General features: G+C 68.7%; 18 protein-coding genes. 6 read left to right on the top strand and 12 right to left on the bottom strand.

Annotated features, from left to right (window positions below; all coding sequences use genetic code 11):
- Positions 1 to 57 precede the first annotated feature (57 nt).
- Positions 58 to 741, top strand: coding sequence for a nitroreductase family protein (locus tag ACXDF8_RS06425; protein WP_457222424.1), 684 nt, complete (start codon positions 58 to 60; stop codon positions 739 to 741).
- Between the two features lie 3 nt (positions 742 to 744).
- On the opposite strand, the gene ACXDF8_RS06420 is transcribed toward ACXDF8_RS06425, so the two are convergent.
- The 12 genes from ACXDF8_RS06420 to steA form a co-directional block, all read right to left on the bottom strand.
- The gene (locus ACXDF8_RS06420) at positions 745 to 1,038 is read right to left on the bottom strand and encodes a hypothetical protein (RefSeq protein WP_457222423.1); all 294 of its coding nucleotides are present in this window, start codon (positions 1,036 to 1,038) and stop codon (positions 745 to 747) included.
- Positions 1,039 to 1,089: 51 nt separating this feature from the next.
- Complete coding sequence (gene der / locus ACXDF8_RS06415) at positions 1,090 to 2,496, bottom strand: ribosome biogenesis GTPase Der (protein ID WP_457222422.1); 1,407 nt, start codon at positions 2,494 to 2,496, stop codon at positions 1,090 to 1,092.
- Positions 2,493 to 3,173 (bottom strand): (d)CMP kinase, encoded by a 681-nt coding sequence (gene cmk, locus ACXDF8_RS06410; RefSeq protein WP_457222421.1) that lies wholly within the window; start codon positions 3,171 to 3,173, stop codon positions 2,493 to 2,495. The genes der and cmk overlap by 4 nt, the downstream gene beginning before the upstream one ends.
- Complete coding sequence (locus ACXDF8_RS06405; RefSeq protein ID WP_457222420.1) at positions 3,173 to 3,916, bottom strand: pseudouridine synthase; 744 nt, start codon at positions 3,914 to 3,916, stop codon at positions 3,173 to 3,175. The genes cmk and ACXDF8_RS06405 overlap by 1 nt, the downstream gene beginning before the upstream one ends.
- Positions 3,909 to 4,631, bottom strand: coding sequence for an SMC-Scp complex subunit ScpB (gene scpB / locus ACXDF8_RS06400; RefSeq protein ID WP_457222419.1), 723 nt, complete (start codon positions 4,629 to 4,631; stop codon positions 3,909 to 3,911). Before scpB ends, ACXDF8_RS06405 begins: the two co-directional genes overlap by 8 nt.
- A complete protein-coding gene (locus ACXDF8_RS06395; RefSeq protein ID WP_457222418.1) occupies positions 4,628 to 5,449 on the bottom strand; it encodes a segregation/condensation protein A in 822 nt (273 codons plus the stop codon). The genes scpB and ACXDF8_RS06395 overlap by 4 nt, the downstream gene beginning before the upstream one ends.
- The gene (locus ACXDF8_RS06390) at positions 5,446 to 6,309 is read right to left on the bottom strand and encodes a ParA family protein (protein WP_457222417.1); all 864 of its coding nucleotides are present in this window, start codon (positions 6,307 to 6,309) and stop codon (positions 5,446 to 5,448) included. Before ACXDF8_RS06390 ends, ACXDF8_RS06395 begins: the two co-directional genes overlap by 4 nt.
- Before the next feature lie 94 nt (positions 6,310 to 6,403).
- Entirely contained in the window at positions 6,404 to 7,372 is a 969-nt protein-coding gene (gene xerD, locus ACXDF8_RS06385; RefSeq protein ID WP_457222416.1) for a site-specific tyrosine recombinase XerD, read from the bottom strand.
- The gene (locus ACXDF8_RS06380; RefSeq protein WP_457222415.1) at positions 7,369 to 7,992 is read right to left on the bottom strand and encodes an NUDIX domain-containing protein; all 624 of its coding nucleotides are present in this window, start codon (positions 7,990 to 7,992) and stop codon (positions 7,369 to 7,371) included. Before ACXDF8_RS06380 ends, xerD begins: the two co-directional genes overlap by 4 nt.
- Entirely contained in the window at positions 7,985 to 9,766 is a 1,782-nt protein-coding gene (locus tag ACXDF8_RS06375) for a CTP synthase (RefSeq protein WP_457222700.1), read from the bottom strand. Before ACXDF8_RS06375 ends, ACXDF8_RS06380 begins: the two co-directional genes overlap by 8 nt.
- A gap of 152 nt (positions 9,767 to 9,918) precedes the next feature.
- On the bottom strand, positions 9,919 to 10,860 hold the full coding sequence (locus ACXDF8_RS06370; RefSeq protein ID WP_457222414.1) for a copper transporter: 942 nt from the start codon (positions 10,858 to 10,860) through the stop codon (positions 9,919 to 9,921).
- 64 nt (positions 10,861 to 10,924) lie between these two features.
- A complete protein-coding gene (steA, locus tag ACXDF8_RS06365) occupies positions 10,925 to 12,109 on the bottom strand; it encodes a putative cytokinetic ring protein SteA (protein ID WP_457222413.1) in 1,185 nt (394 codons plus the stop codon).
- Between the two features lie 364 nt (positions 12,110 to 12,473).
- On the opposite strand from steA, the gene ACXDF8_RS06360 reads away from it, so the two are divergent.
- The 5 genes from ACXDF8_RS06360 (at position 12,474) to ACXDF8_RS06340 (ending at position 17,775) form a co-directional block, all read left to right on the top strand.
- The gene (locus ACXDF8_RS06360) at positions 12,474 to 13,214 is read left to right on the top strand and encodes an ABC transporter ATP-binding protein (protein ID WP_457222412.1); all 741 of its coding nucleotides are present in this window, start codon (positions 12,474 to 12,476) and stop codon (positions 13,212 to 13,214) included.
- Positions 13,211 to 14,005, top strand: a complete 795-nt coding sequence (locus ACXDF8_RS06355) for an ABC transporter permease (RefSeq protein WP_457222411.1) — start codon at positions 13,211 to 13,213, stop codon at positions 14,003 to 14,005. Before ACXDF8_RS06360 ends, ACXDF8_RS06355 begins: the two co-directional genes overlap by 4 nt.
- Positions 14,006 to 14,117: 112 nt before the next feature.
- Entirely contained in the window at positions 14,118 to 15,281 is a 1,164-nt protein-coding gene (locus ACXDF8_RS06350) for an ABC transporter substrate-binding protein (RefSeq protein ID WP_457222410.1), read from the top strand.
- Positions 15,282 to 15,283: 2 nt separating this feature from the next.
- Positions 15,284 to 16,351 carry a hypothetical protein gene (locus tag ACXDF8_RS06345; protein ID WP_457222409.1) on the top strand — a complete coding sequence of 356 codons (1,068 nt, stop codon included), beginning with the start codon at positions 15,284 to 15,286 and terminating at the stop codon, positions 16,349 to 16,351.
- Complete coding sequence (locus ACXDF8_RS06340; protein ID WP_457222408.1) at positions 16,348 to 17,775, top strand: aldehyde dehydrogenase family protein; 1,428 nt, start codon at positions 16,348 to 16,350, stop codon at positions 17,773 to 17,775. Before ACXDF8_RS06345 ends, ACXDF8_RS06340 begins: the two co-directional genes overlap by 4 nt.
- Positions 17,776 to 17,806: the final 31 nt, after the last annotated feature.

The following is a 17,806-nucleotide window of genomic DNA, read 5'->3' as shown; positions in this document are numbered from 1 at the left end:
CAACTACTTACGCAACACCCCCACGGCACCGTGCACCGCGCCCTAGCCTCGGAAGCTATGACACAACCACCCACCACGGACGACGCGCTGGCCGGCCTGAGCATGCCGCTGCTCGAGGCGATGATGACCCAGCGGGCCATCCGGCGGGTAAAGCCCGACCCGGTCGACGACACGGTCATCCTTAGATGCATCGAACTGGCGTTGCGGGCACCCACCGGATCCAACGGGCAGAACTGGGAGTTCATCGTCGTCAAGGACCAGCGGGTCAAAGACCAGCTCGGCAAGCGTTACCGGCAGGCGTGGTCGCTTTACGGCGGCCTCGGCAAGCGGATGGCCGCCGGCGACGAGTCGATGGAGAAGATCCTGCGCGCCGTGCAGTGGCAGGTCGACCACTTCGGCGAGATCCCGGCGCTAGTGGTGCCGTGCCTGCGCGGCGGCATGCGGCCGCCCTACTTCCCGTCGCCGTTCGTCGCCGAATCGTCGTTCTTCGGCTCGATCTACCCCAGCGTGCAGAACCTGCTGCTTGCGGCCAGAGCGATGGGTCTGGGCGCATCGCTGATCACGCTGCCGCTGTGGAGCGTCACCTCGGCCCGCAAGATCCTGGGCCTACCGTTGTCGGTCACCCCGGTCTGCGTGGTGCCACTGGGCTGGCCGCGCGGACGCTACGGGCCCACCACCCGCAGACCCGTCGAGGATGTCGTTCACCTCGACAGCTACGGCAGACGGGCCTGGCGCAGCTGAGCGTCAGCGACCGCCGTGGCCTCCGCCGCCACCGCCCCCACCGCTGTGGTTGCCCCCGTTCCACCCCGGTTCGGCCACCTCGGCCTCGGTCAGATTGTCACTGACGTCCGGAACCACCGCCGGTGCGCAGTCCATCGAGAAGCTGTCCTCGGTGTCGGTCTCCTCGCAGGCCAGCACCCGCGGTGCGGCGCCGGACAGGTCAGCGAAAACGGCGACCGCGGGCGCGAGGGCGATCAGCAGACCGGCAACCCCGTAGACCACTCGCCGAGCGGGCAGCGATGACGCAGCAAACTCCATGCCTGGCAATCTACTGTGTGACAGCCGTCCAACGGCTCCGAACAGCCCGATTCAGCGCGGCTTGAGCTTGCGCTTCTCGCGCACGCGCACGTTGATCCGGATCGGAGTGCCCTCGAACCCGAACGTCTCCCGTAAGCGCCGCTCCAGGAAGCGCCGATACCCGGCTTCCAGGAAACCGCTGGTGAACAGCACGAACGTCGGCGGACGGGCGGTCGCCTGGGTGGCAAACAGGATCCGCGGCTGCTTGCCGCCGCGCACCGGCGGCGGCGTGGCGGCGACGACTTCCTTGAGCCAGTTGTTGAGCTGCCCGGTCGAAATCCGGGCGTCCCACGACGCCAGCGCGGTCTCCATCGCCGGGACCAGCTTCTGCACCGCGCGCCCGGTCATCGCCGAGATGTTCACCCGCGGCGCCCACTGCAGCTGCGCGAGCTCGCGGTCGATCTCGCGCTCCAGTACGTAGCGGCGATCCTCGTCGACCAGGTCCCACTTGTTGAACGCCAGCACCAGCGCCCGGCCCGCCTCGATCACCATCGTCAGCACTCGCTGGTCCTGCTCGGTCAGCGGCTGCGATGCGTCGATCAGCACGATCACCACCTCGGCGGCGTCGATCGCGCTGTGCGTGCGCACCGAGGCGTAGAACTCGTGGCCACTGGCCTGCGCAACGCGGCGGCGCAGACCGGCGGTGTCGACGAATCGCCATGTCTTGCCGCCCAATTCGATCATCGAGTCCACCGGGTCGACGGTGGTGCCCGCCACGTCGTGGACCACAGAACGCTCAGCACCCGCCAGCCGGTTCAGCAGCGAACTCTTGCCGACGTTGGGTTTGCCCACCAGCGCCACCCGGCGCGGACCGCCGGGCCGTGCAGCGACCTCCGAGGCCGCGGGCAGCGCGGCGACCACCTCGTCGAGCAGGTCGGCAACCCCACGGCCGTGCATGGCGCTGATGGGATGCGGCTCCCCGAGCCCCAGCGACCACAGTGCGGCCGCGTCGGCCTCACCCTTCTCGTTGTCCACCTTGTTTGCGGCCAGGAAGACCGGCTTGCCCGAGCGGCGCAGGATCCGTACCGCCGCTTCGTCGCCGGACGTTGCGCCGACGGTGGCGTCGACCACCAGCACGATCGCGTCGGCGGTCTGCATCGCCACCGATGCCTGCTCGGCGACCAGCTGCTGCAGACCCTTGGCGTCGGGTTCCCAACCGCCGGTGTCCTGCACGACGAAGCGCCGCCCGGTCCACGACGCGTCGTAGGAGACCCGGTCGCGGGTCACCCCGGGCAGATCCTGCACGACGGCCTCGCGCCGGCCCAGGATCCGGTTGACCAGGGTCGACTTGCCGACGTTGGGCCGCCCGACGATCGCCACCACCGGCGGCGGGGCGTAGGACTCCGCGTCCTCACCGTCGAGGAATTCCTCGCCGAGTTCCCAGTCGCCTTCGTCCGACCAGGTGCCGTCTTCGCTCATCGCACCGCTCCGCTTCGCTGCTCGACGAGGTCCAGCAGATGGGCGACCACCTCGGCCTCGGACATCTCGCTGGTGTCGACGATGAGGGCATCGTCGGCGGGCCGCAACGGCGACACCGCGCGCGTGGAGTCCAGGTGGTCGCGCCGTCGCACGTCGGCGAGCACGGTCTCGTAATCGTCGGCCAACCCGGCGGCGATGTTCTGGTTGTTGCGTCGCCGGGCCCTGGTCTCGGCGGAGGCGGTCAGGAAGATCTTGACATCGGCGTCCGGCAGGACGACGGTGCCGATGTCGCGGCCTTCGACGACCACGCTGTCCGGGCCGGCGGCCAGCTCCCGCTGGAGTGTCACCAGCCGGGTTCGCACCTGCGGGACCGCCGAGACCGCCGAGACCGCGCGGGTCACCTCGTCGCCGCGGATCTCTGCCGAAACGTCTTCACCGCCAAGGTAAGCGCCGTCGGCGTCGGGGTCGTAGCCCACCGACATGGGCACGTCGGTGGCGGCAGCGATGGCGCTCGGATTGCCCAGGTCCACCCCGTCGCGCAGCATCGACAGCGTGACGATCCGGTACATCGCCCCCGTGTCGAGGTAGCGGGCGCGCAACGCGCGCGCCAAACCTCGCGACACCGAGGACTTTCCGGTACCCGCGGGTCCGTCGACCGCGACCACCACACCGCTCATCACAGACCCACCGCCTTGTACAGTTCGCCGACTTCCTTCCGGCTGAGCACGCGGATGCTGCCCGGCCGCTGGTCGCCCAGCGTCACCTCGCCGATGTTGGTGCGCACCAGGGCTTCCACCGGGAAACCCGCCGCCGCCAGCAGCCTGCGCACGATCCGCTTGCGGCCCTCGTGCAGGGTTACCCGCACCAGCGTCTTGCCCGGAACCGCGTCGACCACCGCGAAGTCGTCGACCTTGGCCGGGCCGTCGTCCAACTCGATGCCGGCACGCAGCGTCTTACCCAAACCTCTTGGCACCGAACCGGTTACCGTCGCCAGATAGGTCTTGGGCACTTCATAGGACGGATGCATCAACCGGTGGGCCAGCTCGCCGTCGTTGGTCAACAGCAGCAGGCCCTCGGTGTCGGCGTCGAGGCGCCCGACGTGGAACAGCCGCTTGTTGCCGCGGACCCGGTGTTCCACCAGATCGCCAACGCAGGGCCGACCCTTGTCGTCGGACATCGTCGAGTGCATGCCGATCGGCTTGTTGATCGCCAGATACATCATGGTGTCGTCGACGATGATCCGCGACCCGTCCACCCGGATGTCGGCGTTCTCGGGATCGACCCGGGTACCCAACTCGGTGACCACATGGCCGTCGATCTCCACGCGGCCGTCGAGGATCATTCGCTCGGCGACTCGCCGGGAGGCGACTCCGGCCTGCGACAAGACCTTCTGCAGCCGCACTCCGTCGTTATCAGGCATCGGTATCCACATCGAAAGAGAGCTTCGCGTCGGCGGGACCGCCGGCGAGTTTGGCGAAACGTGGCTCGCTGTCCAAGTTTTCGCTCAGGTCGTCGATCACGTCGACGTCAGGCAACAACGGCGCGATGTCGGGCAGATCGGTCAGCGACGACAAGCCGAGCCGCTCGAGGAACAGCTCGGTGGTGGCGAACGTCGTTGCACCCGAATCCTCGTCGGTCCCCGCCTCGGTGATCAGCCCGCGGGCCACCAGGGTGCGGATCACCGCGTCGACATTGACGCCGCGCACGGCGCTGACCCGCGCCCGGGTCACCGGCTGACGGTAGGCCACCACCGCCAAGGTTTCCAGCGCCGCCCTGGTCAGCTTGGACCGCGTCCCGTCCAGCAGCAGCCGCTCCACGTACGGCGCAAACCGCGACCGGGTGTACATCCGCCAGCCGCCCCCTGCCTCGCGCAGGTCGATGCCGCTGTCGCGGTGCGCCAGATCGGCGGCCATCGCCTCCAGGGTGGCGGTGATCCGCTCCACCGGCTGCTCCGTCGCCGAGGCCAGCGCCTGGGCGTTGACCGGGCTGTCGACGACCAGCAACAACGCCTCCAGGATCCGGGTGAGTTCGGCGTCCTCGAGCGGGGCTTCCTCCAACTGGGCGTCGGGCTCGGCGGAGGCGACGTCGAGACCCAGGTCCGGCCCGGGGTCCACGTCGGGTACTTCGTCGGTCATGGTTGGTTCTGCTCTTCTTCCCACTCGGCTCTGACGAGCTCTTCGTTCACCAACCGGTCTCCGGTCCATGAAACCTGGAGCACACCAAGTGGTTCTGCCTGCTCGAATGCTACCGCCCTGGCCCGATACAGTTCGAGCAGCGCCAGGAAGCGCCCGACGATCTGGATCGGCTCGTCGCAGTCGGAGACGAGTTCTTTGAACGATGCCCAGTGCCCCACCCCGCGCTGCTCGAGATAGGCCAGCAGCCGCTCCGCCTGTTCGGGCACCGACACCCGCGATGCGTGCAGGTGTTCGGTACCGACGGTGGGCACCGGTCGCGGGGTGAACGCGGCGGCCGCGATCTGGGCGAGGCTGGCGGCGTCGACACCGAGCATGACCTCGGGCAGCAGGTCGGCGAACCGATCCTCCAACGCGACCGCCCGGGGGTAGCTGCGCAACGCGGCGGCCTCCAGCTCGGCGAACATCTCCGCGACGTGCTTGAACGCCCGGTACTGCAGCAGCCGCGCGAACAACAGGTCGCGCACCTCCAGCAGGGCCAGGTCCTCCTCGTCGTGGACCTCGCCCGAGGGCAGCAACCGGGCAGCCTTGAGATCGAGCAGCGTGGCGGCGATCACCAAGAACGTGGTGGTCTCGTCCAGCTCCAGTTGGGGACCGATCTGGCGGGTGTAGGCGATGAATTCGTCGGTCACCGTGTGCAGCGCCACCTCGGTCACGTCGAGGCGGTGGGCGAAGATCAGCTGCAGCAGCAGGTCGAAGGGACCCTCGAAGTTGGTCAGCCTGACACGGAAGCCCTTTTCGGGCACCGGCTCGGCGGTCACTTGCCGAAGCGGTCGATGACCTCACGGGCCAGCGATCGGTATGCCTGCGCGCCAAGCGATTTCGGAGCCCACGTGGTGATGGGTTCGCCGGCGACGCTGGTCTCGGGGAAACGCACGGTGCGGGTGACGACGGTATCGAAGACCAGGTCGCCGAAGCGCTCCAGCACCCGGGCCATGACCTCGCGGGCGTTGACGGTGCGGGTGTCGAATCGGGTGATCAGGATGCCGCTGATGGTCAGCCGCGGGTTGAGCCGATCGCGCACCTTGTCCACGGTGTCGGTGAGCAACGCCAGACCGCGCAGCGAGAAGTACTCGCATTCGGTCGGGATGATCACCCCGTCGGAGCAGGCCAGTGCGTTCACCGTCAGCAGGCCCAGCGAGGGCTGGCAGTCGATGAGGACGTAGTCATAGCGGTCGAGCACCGGATGCAGGGCGCGGGCCAGGGTCTGTTCCCGACCGACCTCGTTGACCAATTGGATCTCGGCGGCCGACAGGTCGATGTTGCTGGGCACCAGATCCAGGTTCTTGACCCGGGTGTTGATCAGCACCTCGTCGATACTCACCCGCGGCTCGACCATGAGGTTGTGGACGGTGGATGCCAGCTCGTAATGCGGGACGCCGAGGCCCGCCGAGAGCGCGCCCTGCGGGTCCAGGTCGACCAGCAGTACCCGGCGGCCATACTCGGCCAGCGCAGCGCCCAGGTTGATCGTGGACGTGGTTTTGCCGACGCCGCCCTTCTGGTTGCACATCGAGATGACGACGGCCGGACCGTGAGAGGTCAGGGGTTGTGGTTCGGGAATGGGCCGGGGCGGGCGGCCGGTGAGACCGATCGGCGTGTCGCCGTCTGGCTCGTCGGTCACGCCGTGCCCCCCGTGGTCAGGCGAATCGGCGGCGTGGCGAACATCCGCGAAAGTCTAACGGTGTGTCGGCCCGGCGAATGGCAGACCCGCGACATCATGCGCGCGGATGGGCGCCGGCCCACACCTCGCGCAGCGCATGCACCGTGACCAGGGTGTAGATCTGCGTCGTGGTCACCGACGCATGCCCGAGCAGCTCCTGGACCACCCGGACGTCGGCTCCGCCGTCGAGCAGATGAGTGGCGAACGAGTGCCGCAGCGTGTGTGGCGACACCGCCGCGGTGATCCCGGCGCGTTCGGCGGCGTCCTGCAGTACCTGCCACGCGCTCTGCCGCGAGAGCTGCCCGCCACGCGCGTTGAGGAAGATCTTCGGCGTGCCGCGGCCGCGTTGGACGAGTTCGGGACGGCCGCGGACCAGGTAGGCGTCCAACGCCGCGATGGCGGGGCGTCCGACGGGTACGAGCCGCTGCTTGCCGCCCTTGCCGCGCAGCAGCACCGAGCGGGCCTCGGTGTCGACGTCGTCGACGTCCAGGCCGACCGCCTCCGAGATGCGGGCACCGGTCGAATAGAGCAGCTCCAGCAGCGCCCGGTTGCGCAGGGTCAGCGGACCGTCCGAGGGGCTGTCGCCGCCGGCACCCTCGAGCAGCGCCAGAACCTCGTCGAGGGTCAGGCTCTTGGGCAGCCGCCGGCTCGGGGTAGGCGGCTTCACGGCGCGGGCGACGTCGGCTCCGATGATGCCCTCCGCCGCGGCGAACCGGTGGAAGCCGCGCACCGCGATCAAGCTGCGGGCGGCCGACACCGCCGACAACGGCACCGCGCCGGTGTCCGGGTCGCCGCGGCGCAGGGCCACCAGGAAGTCGCTGACGTCGCTCTCGCTGACGTCGCAGAGGTCGGCGATACCGCGGGCGGCCAGGTGCTCGACGTAGCGGCGCAGATCGCGCCGGTAGGAGCTGATGGTGTTGGCGGCCACCCCGCGTTCGATGGTGAGGTGGTCGAGGTAGCCCTGCACCTGCCCGCCGAGGGCCGACTCGACGTCAGGAGCGGATCGATCGGGGACGATCGTCACGACGGCGCCTTGTGCGCGGCCAGCGCCGTCGGCCGGTCGGGCCAGGGCGCGTCGACGGGGCGCGTATCGCGGCCGTTCACGATGACGGCGTGCGCGGCAAGCACGCCCGCAGCCGATGTCGAATTCACGATCTCGCCGGCCATCACCTGCCCGACGGCGTCGTCGAGGTCGACCCAGTGCACCGTCAGGTCGGCTTCTTCATCCTCGGCGGCGGGGCGTCCGACGTGCTCGAGGCCACGGGCCAGGTACACCCGCACCACCTCGTCGCTGAATCCCGGCGACGACGCGAGGTCCACCAACACACACCAGTCCCGCGCGGTCCAGCCGATCTCTTCGCGTAGTTCTCGGGCGGCGGCCACAGCGGGATCCTCCCCCGCTTCGTCGAGCAGGCCGGCGGGCAACTCCCAGAGCCGATGGCCGAGTGGATGACGGTATTGGTAGACCAGCGCCACCCGGCCGCTGTCGTCGACCGCGGCGACGGCCACCGCACCGTAGTGCTCGATGACCTCACGGGTCGCGGTGTTGCCGCCGGGCATCCGGACTTGGTCGACCCGCAGCGCGAGAATGTTGCCGCGGTAGACGCTTTCAGAGGAAACAGTCGCGAAGTCGTGGTCAGCCACGGGCTGAATGCTCTGGAACCTGCTCGGCCAGCGGCGGGGCCGCGGTGTCCGAATGTCCCTGGCCGTCGGAGCCGTCGGTGCCGTTAGTGTGCTGCTCGGGGATCTCCACCGGCAGGCGTTCGGCCGCCTTGTAGTCGATCGCCGCACCCACGAACGCCACGAACAACGGGTGCGGACGGGTGGGCCGGCTCTTCAGTTCGGGGTGGGCCTGCGTGCCCACCAGGAACGGATGCACCTCGCGGGGGTACTCGACGAACTCGACCAGATGACCGTCGGGCGAGGTTCCCGAGAAGCGCAACCCGCTCTCGGCGATCTTGTCGCGGTAGACGTTGTTCACCTCGTAGCGGTGCCGGTGGCGCTCCGAGACGTGGGTGGACTGATAGGCCTCGGCCACAATCGATCCCGCTTCCAACGTCGCCGGGTAGGCGCCCAGGCGCATGGTTCCGCCCAGATCGGCATCGCCGGCGACCGCGTCGCGCTGGTCGGCCATCGTCGAGATCACCGGATCCGCTGTGCCCGGGTCGAATTCGGCCGAGTTCGCATCGTCCAATCCGACCGAGCGTGCAGCCTCGATCACGATGCACTGCAAGCCCAGGCACAACCCGAGCACCGGTAGCCCTCGCTGACGGGCGTACCGGATGGCGCCGATCTTGCCTTCGATACCGCGGATGCCGAACCCGCCGGGGATCAGCACCGCGTGCACGTCGTCGAGAACGGCGGCCGCACCGCTGTCGGTCTCGCAATCGTCGGAGGCCACCCAGCGCATCTCCACCTTGGCCCGGTGCGCGAAGCCGCCGGCCCGCAGCGCCTCGGCCACCGACAGGTAGGCATCGGAGAGGTCGACGTACTTGCCCACCAGGGCGATTCGCACCGTCTCCTTGGGCTCGTGCACGCGGCGTAGCAGGTCGTTCCACTGGGTCCAGTCGACGTCACGGAACGGCAGCGACAGCCGGCGGACCACGTAGGCGTCGAGTTCCTCGCGGTGCAGAACCTTGGGGATGTCGTAGATCGACGGCGCGTCGGGAGTGGAGATCACGCCGTCGATGTCGACGTCGCACATCAGCGCGATCTTGTTCTTCAACGGCTCGGGTACGTCGCGATCGCAGCGCAGGATCAGCGCGTCCGGGCTGATGCCGATGCTGCGCAGCGCGGCCACCGAGTGCTGAGTCGGTTTGGTCTTGAGCTCACCCGAAGGCGCCAGATACGGGACAAGCGACACGTGCAGGAAAAAGCAGTTGTCCCGACCGACTTCATGACGGACCTGCCGGGCAGCCTCCAGGAAGGGCAACGACTCGATGTCACCGACGGTGCCGCCGATCTCGGTGATGACCACGTCGGGCCGGTTGCCGCGAGCGTCGGGCTCGGCCATCGCCATGATGCGGCGCTTGATCTCGTCGGTGATGTGCGGAATCACCTGAACGGTGTCGCCGAGGTACTCACCGCGGCGTTCCTTGGCGATCACCTGCGAATACACCTGACCGGTGGTCACATTCGCCGAACCGGACAGGTTGCGGTCCAGGAAGCGTTCGTAGTGGCCGACGTCGAGGTCGGTCTCGGCGCCATCCTCGGTGACGAAGACCTCGCCGTGCTGGAACGGATTCATCGTTCCCGGGTCGACGTTGAGGTAGGGGTCGAGCTTCTGCATGGTCACCTGCAGGCCGCGCGCGGTCAGCAACTGACCGAGACTGCTTGCGGTGAGACCCTTGCCGAGCGAGGACACGACTCCACCGCTGACGAAGAGATGCTTGGTAGCGGTCTGCGGATGCTTACGCAGTGGTGGCAAGAGCGGCCTCCGTGACGACGGGCAGGGGATCGCTGTGAACTAGCTGGGGCCTGCCGACCCACGGAATCTCACCCTAACACCGACGCCGACAAGGCGGTGCTAACACGCCAGTGGCCTGCGTTACCCCTGGGTTACCGCCGCGGTCACTGGGGAACGGTGACCGACGCCGCCCCGGGGCCGATGCCGAACTTCCCGGGGACGCCGCCGTTGATCAGACTCTGCAGGGCCAGCACAGCGGTGACGCGCCCCGATTCTGCGTTGATGTTGTCGACGGTGGTGACGTCGGCGGCCATGCCGGCATCAGCGCGGGCCACCGCCACCGCCGAGGTTCCGGTGGCCGAGCCGTCCCGTCCAGCCAGCACCGTTCCCGACCCGTGCGGTGCCATCCCGGCGGCAAAGCGGGCAACCGTGGAGCCCTGGTTGCCGGCGTCGTCGCCCAACGCTCCCCCGGTGACGACGACGGCGGTGTCGGCCGCGCCGATGCGGTCACCGGAATAGGTCAAAAAGCCGGTGTCGCGCAGCGCGGCTAGCACGGTGTCGCGCTGGGTGTCGTCGGCGGGTCTGGTCTGTGGATTGCGGTTGATCAGCAGGGCGATGCCGAGCAGATCTCCGGCTTGGGAGCCCTGGTCGACCAGCGTGGTGCTCAGTTGCGCCCCGGCCGGCACGATCGAGGAGTTGACCACCGAGCGCAGCTTCTCCGCAGAGTTGGCGTCTACGAACTCCTGGGTCAGCGCGACCGTCCCGGTCACAGTGCCGCCGGCCGCCCCGATGATCCTGCTCATCGCCTCGACGTCGTCGCCATCGGCGTCGGGGGTGCGAAACAGCACCACCGACTTGCCCGACAGCGCGTCACGCACCATCCGCCCGGACATCTGGGTGTCGAAATCATTGGCAGCAGAAAGCTTTTCGTTCAACGCGTTGCGCTGGTCGGTGAGCACGGTGATCTGCTTGTTGAGATCCTGCTTCTCGGTGCGCAGACCGGACAGCAGCGTGTCCGACAGCACGCCGGAGCCCAGGAACACCCCGACCGCCAGGGCAAGGAAAACCGCGGCCAACGAAATGGCATGGTGGCGTAGCGAAATCACAGCAATGAGCCTTTCTGACTCGGGTCCCGCGAGCGCCGAACCTCAGTCGGCGAGTGACCGCCCGCTAGGTCACCCAGCTCTGCACCCACAGCGTCACGCGGTTCCAGTAGGTCACGATCCAGTCGATGACGAAGGTGTCGGCCCGCGAGACCCACAGCGCGGCGATGATCGCGATCAGCACCGCCAAAATCAGCATGGCGATGGCACCGCCGGAGATGTGGTTGCGATACAGCGTGGCAACGGCTTTGGCGTCGACCAGCTTCTCACCGACCTTGAGGCGGGTCAGGAAGGTCGAGGGGGTGCTCTGCTGGCGGGAGCGGTCGAAGAAGTCCTCGATGTTGGCCGAGTGCCCCGCGGTGACGATCAGGGCGGCGCCGTGGTGGTCGACCAGCAGTAACGCGAGGTCGGCGGCCGAACCGGCTGCCGGGAAGGTCATGGCGCCGATGCCGAGATCCTGAATGCGTTCCAGGCCGCTGGCATGCCCGTCGGCGTCGGCCGGAAGGACCACCTGGGCGCCGCTCTTGAGCACCTCGGCGCTCATCTGGTCGGGATTACCGACGATCAGCTGCGGACGGTAGCCGCCCTTCTGCAGGATGTCGGCGCCGCCGCCGACACCGACCAGCACCGGCTGATATTCCTTGATGAACGGCTTGAGCGCCTTGAGGTCTTCCTCGGCGCCGGGGCCGTCGGAGACCACCACCACGTGGCGGCGGTAGACGTCGACGTCGATATCGGGGATGCCGATTCCGTCGATCAGCAACGGGCTCTCGCTGCGGATGAACTCGATGGTGTTGCCCGCGAACGCTTCCAAATGCGCCACCAGACCGGTCTTGGCGTCGTGCATCAGGTCGGCGATCTCTTCGTCGCTGCGCTCCACACCGTGGACCAGGCGGCGATCACCGGCATACACTCCGCCGTTGTGCAGGCGGATCTTCGCGCCGTCCTTGATCTTCTTGAAGATTTCGGGACCCGCGCTGTCGATCAAGGTGATGTTGTTGGCCACCAACACCTCCGGGCCCAGGTTCGGGTACCGGCCGGAGATCGAGGGCGAGGCGTTGACCACGCCGGCGATTCCGGCGTCGACGAGCGCGTCTGCGGTCATCCGGTCCAGGTCGAGAATGTCGAGGACCACGATGTCACCCGGGCCGACCCGGCGCAGCAGACGGTCGATGTCCCGGTCGACGCGGGCAGGTCCCACGACGCCTGGCCGTGCACCGGTATTACGCGAGAGAAGCGCTGACATCTTCATGGGCCGATTCTGTCGGCGCGAGCGCGATAATCCGCGGAGGCGCGCCGTAACACCAGCCACACAAGTCACACCGCGTCACAGTGGTAACACGGTTCGGACACGCCCGGATCCTGCGGCCGCGGTAGATTCCGGACGCCCCCGCCAGCGACGCGAGGCCGCGTTACGAGCAGGAGGCAAAGTCCGGTGCCGCTGCCTGAGACGCCGCCGACAATCGCGGTTCGAGGTGACACCGGACACCGCCGCAGCCGCATCTGTGTCCCCCTGTCCCCCTGTTTGTAACAGAGCTGAGAACATCTGCGGGACCGCCGTAAATTGGTCGTAAACCAGCCCGTGCCTGCGTAATTGGTCCCTTAGCCTCGGCTGCATGCCGAATGCACCACGCCCACTGGTGGAGTTCTACCGCGTGAGTCGTACGTTCGGATCGGTCGAGGCGCTGGCGCCCTGTGATCTGGCGGTCGAGCGTGGCGAATTCGTCTCGGTCATCGGGCCGTCGGGTTGCGGCAAATCCACATTGCTACGCCTGGCGTCCAAGCTCGACGAGCCGAGCTCGGGTTCTGTCGAGTTCGCCACCGATAGCATCGGCTACGTCTTCCAGGATGCGACGCTGATGCCGTGGCGCACGGTGCGCCGCAACGTGGGCCTGCTCGCCGAACTGCAGGGCCGCAGCCGCGCCCAGATCGCCGACGAGGTGGACGCCGCGCTGGCCACCGTCGGCCTCACCGAGTTCGCCGACCACCTGCCGCGCCAGCTGTCCGGCGGGATGAAGATGCGGGCCAGCCTGGCCCGCTCGCTGGTGCTCAAGCCCGAGGTGTTCCTGTTCGACGAGCCGTTCGGAGCCCTCGACGAGATCACCCGCGGCCGGCTCAACCTGGTGCTCCAGGGGCTGTTCCTCGAGCACTCCTTCGCCGGACTATTCATCACCCATTCCGTCGAGGAGGCGGTCTTCCTGTCCACCCGCGTTGTGGTGATGTCGGCCCGGCCCGGCCGCATCGTCGACGAGTTCACCGTGCCCTTCGAGTTGCCCCGCGGCCTGGAGCTGCGCTACCAGCCCGAGTTCGCCGAGCTCGCCGGACGGGTGGCCAAGGCGCTGGCGGAGGCGTCGTGACCGCACGCCGGATCGTGACGCTGGTCGGGCCGCCGCTGGCCCTGCTGGTCCTCGTAGTCCTCGCCTGGTACGCGGTGAGCTACTTCGTCCTCGACAGCACCGAGAAGTTCCTGCTGCCCCCGCCGCACGAGGTCGTCGCCAAGGGCCTGCTGGACGCCGGGACCCGTGCGGACATCATCAGCGCCCTGTGGGTGTCGGCGCGGGTGGCGGTCATCGGGCTGCTCGCCGCGATCGTGATCGGTGGCGTGCTGGCGGTCGCCATGGCACAGGCCAAATGGGTCGAACGCTCGCTGTACCCGTGGGTCATCCTGCTGCAGACGGTCCCGATCCTGGCCATCGTCCCGGTGATCGGCTTCTGGTTCGGCTTCGAGTTGTTCGCGCGCGTCCTCGTCGTCGTGATCATCGCGCTGTTCCCCCTCATCATCAATCCGCTGCAGGGCCTGCTCGGCGCGGACCGCGGCCTGCACGACCTGTTCACCCTGGCCGGTGCCCGCCCATTGACCCGCCTGCTGAAGCTGCAGATCCCCTCGGCGTTGCCGGAGGTCTTCGTCGGCCTACAGAGCGCGGCGGGACTGGCGGTGGTCGGCGCGACGGTCGGCGACTACTTCTTCGGGCGGGGCGAGATCGGGTTGGGGATGCTGCTGGCCCGGTACAGCTCCCGACTGCAGTCTGCAGCGATGCTGGCCACCGTCTTCACGGCCTGCCTGCTCGGCGTCGTCGCCTTCTGGTTCTTCGGCGGCCTCGGTCGCCGAATCGTCGGTAGATGGTCACCTGCTTGGGGAGCGCCCTAGGGGCCCGACACCCGTCCGACCGCGATGCAACGACGCCCGCGCTCGTCACTATCCCCATTGCCGTGCACGGCGTTTGCACCGAGCTGCGGCCGACTCCTGGAAGGGAACATCAATGCGCACATCCGGACTCCGGCGGTCCATCGCCATCACCGGCGCCCTGCTCGTCGCGTCCGTCGGCCTAGCTGCCTGCGGGGGTGGCAAGGGCGCCGACAAGGGCACTGCGGCACCGGCCGCCGCCGAGGGTGCGCTATCCGGCGTCTGCCCGCAGACCGTGGTGATCCAGACCGACTGGGAACCCGAGGCCGAACACGGCGGCGTGTACGCGCTTCTGGGCGACAAGTACACGATCGACAAGAACCGCAAGTCGGTGTCCGGCCCGCTGATGGCGGCGGGCAAGCCGACCGGGGTCAATGTCGAGATCCGCATCGGCGGGCCGTCGGTCGGCTATCAGGCGGCGCAGTCCTTGCTGTACCAGGACCGTGACATCTTGTTCGGCTATGGCCGCACCACCGAGTACATGATCGCCGAGAAGGACACCCCGGTGACCGCGGTGCTGGCCACCATGGAGAAGAGCCCGTACGCCATCTACTGGGATCCGCAGACCTACCCGGCGGCCAAGAAGATCAGCGACCTCAAGGCCACCGGCGCGACGGTGTCGGTGGGTCCGGAGGAGAACATGTGGGTCGACTACCTCGTTGGCTCGGGACAACTCGACGCCAAACAGATCGACCGCAGCGACCAGAACAAACCGGGAATGTTCGTGGCCGCCAAGGGCAAACTTGCCGAGGCCGGCTTCATCACCGCCGAACCGTTCATGTATCAGTACGAGATCGCCGACTGGGGCAAGCCAGTGGTGGGCGAACTGGTGGCCGATGCCGGCTACCCGGAGTACTTCCAGGCGCTAACCGTGCGCACCGACGACATCAAGGCCAAGGGCGACTGCCTCAAGAAGCTGGTGCCGATCCTGCAGCAGGCCCAGATCGACTACATCAAGAATCCGACGGCCACCAACGCCTTGATCGTCAAGCTAGTCGGCGAGTACAACACCGGCTGGGTGTACAGCGCCGCGGGCGCCGAGTACGCGCACAAGACCGCCGTCGCCGACGGTATCTTCGCCAACGGTGCCGACGGTGTGATGGGCAGCTTCGACAAGAACCGCGTGCAGACGCTGATCGACATCGTGGGCAAATACAGCACCACGGACCTCTCCGGCGTCACCCCGGACACCCTGGTCACCAACGAGTTCCTCGACACCTCGATCAAGATGGGCGGCTGACGGTGACAGACACCGCCACGCTGGCCGGCCCGGATGCCGACGCGCTGCATCCCCGCAACCGGCTGGCGTCCTCCCAACGCAAGATCCGCCCGCCGTTCGCGCTCGACCCGACGATGCGGTTCTACTCGCCGCAGGCCAATGTCGACGCGCTGCGCCACGAGCGGGTCGCCGAGTGGCTGGCCTACGTCCAGCACGACTGGGAGCCCATGCCGATGCCGGGCACCCGCGGCCGACTGGGGTTGCTGCTGCCGTGCACCAAGTACAAGCCGTACGCCACAAGCCGTGAGCACCGCGCCGTCAACAGCGCGCTGCTGGCTGCCGGCTGGCGCCCGTCGCGCCGGTACGACGGCCCGGCCGAACTGCTCGACGTGCTCGACGACGGGGCGGATCCCGACGTGCTCAACGTCGCACCCCTGCTACGTGACGGCGTTGTCCTGGACCGGTTCGTGATCTCCGAGCCGCTGGTGCTGGTGCCTTACGAGCTGACCATGACGTTCCGCGGCGCGCAGTCCCCGGCCACCTCCTACGACGACCCGGGCATGTTCGAAAACCGGAGCAGCTCCGTGTCTCCGGAACGCCACGACTGCACCGCCACGCCCCACTCGGACGGGACCTGGACGTGGGGTCCGGCCGAGCGGCAGGCGTATGCGGAGATGCACAACGCGATGGCCGACGGGCTGGGCGTGGTGCTCGCCCGGATTGCCCCGGCCTACCAGACGCTGCTGGCATGGGTCTCCCCCGGCCTGACGCACCGCAGCTTCCTGGCCGACGCCGCCTTCCGCGCCGACGACGGACTGCCCACTTCGCGGCGCGGGGTCCGGGGGGCGGTCAAGCTGCGCGGCGCGCTCGACGCCGTGCCCGGTGTGGTCGACATCCTGCCCACCCGGGAGCAGATCGCCCAGGCCAAAGGCGAACTCGCCGAACGACTTCACCGCGAAGGACGTCGCGTGGAGGGCCACTCGATTCGGGCCGTCTATGCCCGCGGCGACGGCCACGACACCCCGCTGGGGCTGCCAGAGCTGACTGCGGCACTGGTGGCGCGGCTAGCTGCCGAGGCGGCCCGGCTGTGACCCTGACCCCGCGCACCGTACGCGCGGCGGGAAGCGGCGAGCCGGTCGGTGAGATCACCGCACTGGCGCTCGACGACGTCGAGTCGGTGGTGGCCGCGGCACGGGCCGCCTACCCCGCCTGGGCTGCCGCGGCACCACACCAGCGGGCCGCCCTACTGGACGCCGCCGCCGACGAAGTGGCCCGCAGTGCAGAAGAACTCGCGCTATCTCATGCCCGCGAGTCCGGCAAGATCCTGCCGCAGGCCCGCCACGAGGTCATGGGCGCGATCGCGCTGCTACGCCGCAACGCCGAACTGGGCCGCATGCTGGCGGGCGCGCTGGCCCCCACCGGCGCGCTGCCCGGCGGCGAACGCGACCTCACCTTCGTCGAGCAGGTCCCGCTGGGCGTCGTGGTAGCCGTCATCCCGTTCAACTTCCCCATCGAACTGACGATGGAGAAGGCCGCCGCCGCGCTGGCCGCGGGCAACGTCGCGATCGTCAAACTGCCGCCGCAGAACCCACTGGCCACCCAGGCCGCCCTCCACGTGCTGGCCCGCCACCTGCCGTCCGGGGTGCTGCAGTACGTCGACGCCGACACACCGACCTCCGCCGCGCTGTGCTGCGCCGCCGGCGTCGACGCGGTGTCGCTGACCGGGTCGGTCGGCGCCGGGGTGTCGGTGGCCCAATCCACCGCCCACCTGCTGCGGCCGCTGCACCTGGAACTCGGTGGCAACGGCGCGGCCATCGTGCGCGCCGACGCCGACCTGGACCTAGTGGTCTCCGAGACACTGCGCGGCCGGCTGCTGATGAACGGGCAGGCCTGCGCGGCCACGAAAAGGCTTATCGCACATCGTTCAGTGGCCACCGAGCTCACCGACCGGCTGGTCGCCGCGCTCGGCGAAATCACCCCCCAGGACCCGCTGGCCGACGGCGCCCGCCTGGGGCCGCTCATCGACGACGCCGCGGCGGCCCGCGTCGAACAACAGGTGATCCGCGCGGTCGACGACGGCGCCACCCGGCTGCTCGGAAGCCCGCCCGACGGCGCCTGGTGCGCCCCGACCGTGCTGGCCGACGTGCCCGCCGCGGCCGCAGTGCTGCACGACGACGAGATCTTCGGCCCGGTGTTCCCGGTCACCGCCGTCGACTCCGACGCCGAGGCGCTGGCCCTGGCCAACGCCACCCGGCTGCGGTTGACCGCCGCGGTGTTCTCCGCCGATTGGCCGGCCGCGGTGGCGATGGCCTCCCGGCTCGACTTCGGCGGCGTCGTGGTCAATGGCACCAACAACTATCGGCCGCCGATCGTCCCGTTCGGCGGCGTCGACCTCGCCGGCAGCGGACGAGAAGGCCTGGGCTGGACGCTCGGCGAACTCACCCGGACCCGCTTCATAGCACTGCGGGGCCTGCGGCCAGCCGGGACGGTCCCGGCCGGCTGCCCGCGGACGTGATGGGCCGCGCCCCGCGACCCCTCACATCCAA

The organism is Mycolicibacterium sp. CBM1 (assembly GCF_054073305.1).
Note: the sequence above shows the minus strand (reverse complement) of the source record. Positions and strands in the feature narration are given on the sequence as shown.

Coding starts and splice junctions, on each gene's coding strand:
- cmk (WP_457222421.1), bottom strand. CDS start 3,173: ATGAGCGGTGTGGTGGTCGCGGTCGACGGACCCGCGGGTACCGGAAAG.
- ACXDF8_RS06405 (WP_457222420.1), bottom strand. CDS start 3,916: ATGCCTGATAACGACGGAGTGCGGCTGCAGAAGGTCTTGTCGCAGGCC.
- ACXDF8_RS06425 (WP_457222424.1), top strand. CDS start 58: ATGACACAACCACCCACCACGGACGACGCGCTGGCCGGCCTGAGCATG.
- ACXDF8_RS06420 (WP_457222423.1), bottom strand. CDS start 1,038: ATGGAGTTTGCTGCGTCATCGCTGCCCGCTCGGCGAGTGGTCTACGGG.
- steA (WP_457222413.1), bottom strand. CDS start 12,109: ATGAAGATGTCAGCGCTTCTCTCGCGTAATACCGGTGCACGGCCAGGC.
- ACXDF8_RS06350 (WP_457222410.1), top strand. CDS start 14,118: ATGCGCACATCCGGACTCCGGCGGTCCATCGCCATCACCGGCGCCCTG.
- ACXDF8_RS06360 (WP_457222412.1), top strand. CDS start 12,474: ATGCCGAATGCACCACGCCCACTGGTGGAGTTCTACCGCGTGAGTCGT.
- der (WP_457222422.1), bottom strand. CDS start 2,496: ATGAGCGAAGACGGCACCTGGTCGGACGAAGGCGACTGGGAACTCGGC.
- scpB (WP_457222419.1), bottom strand. CDS start 4,631: ATGACCGACGAAGTACCCGACGTGGACCCCGGGCCGGACCTGGGTCTC.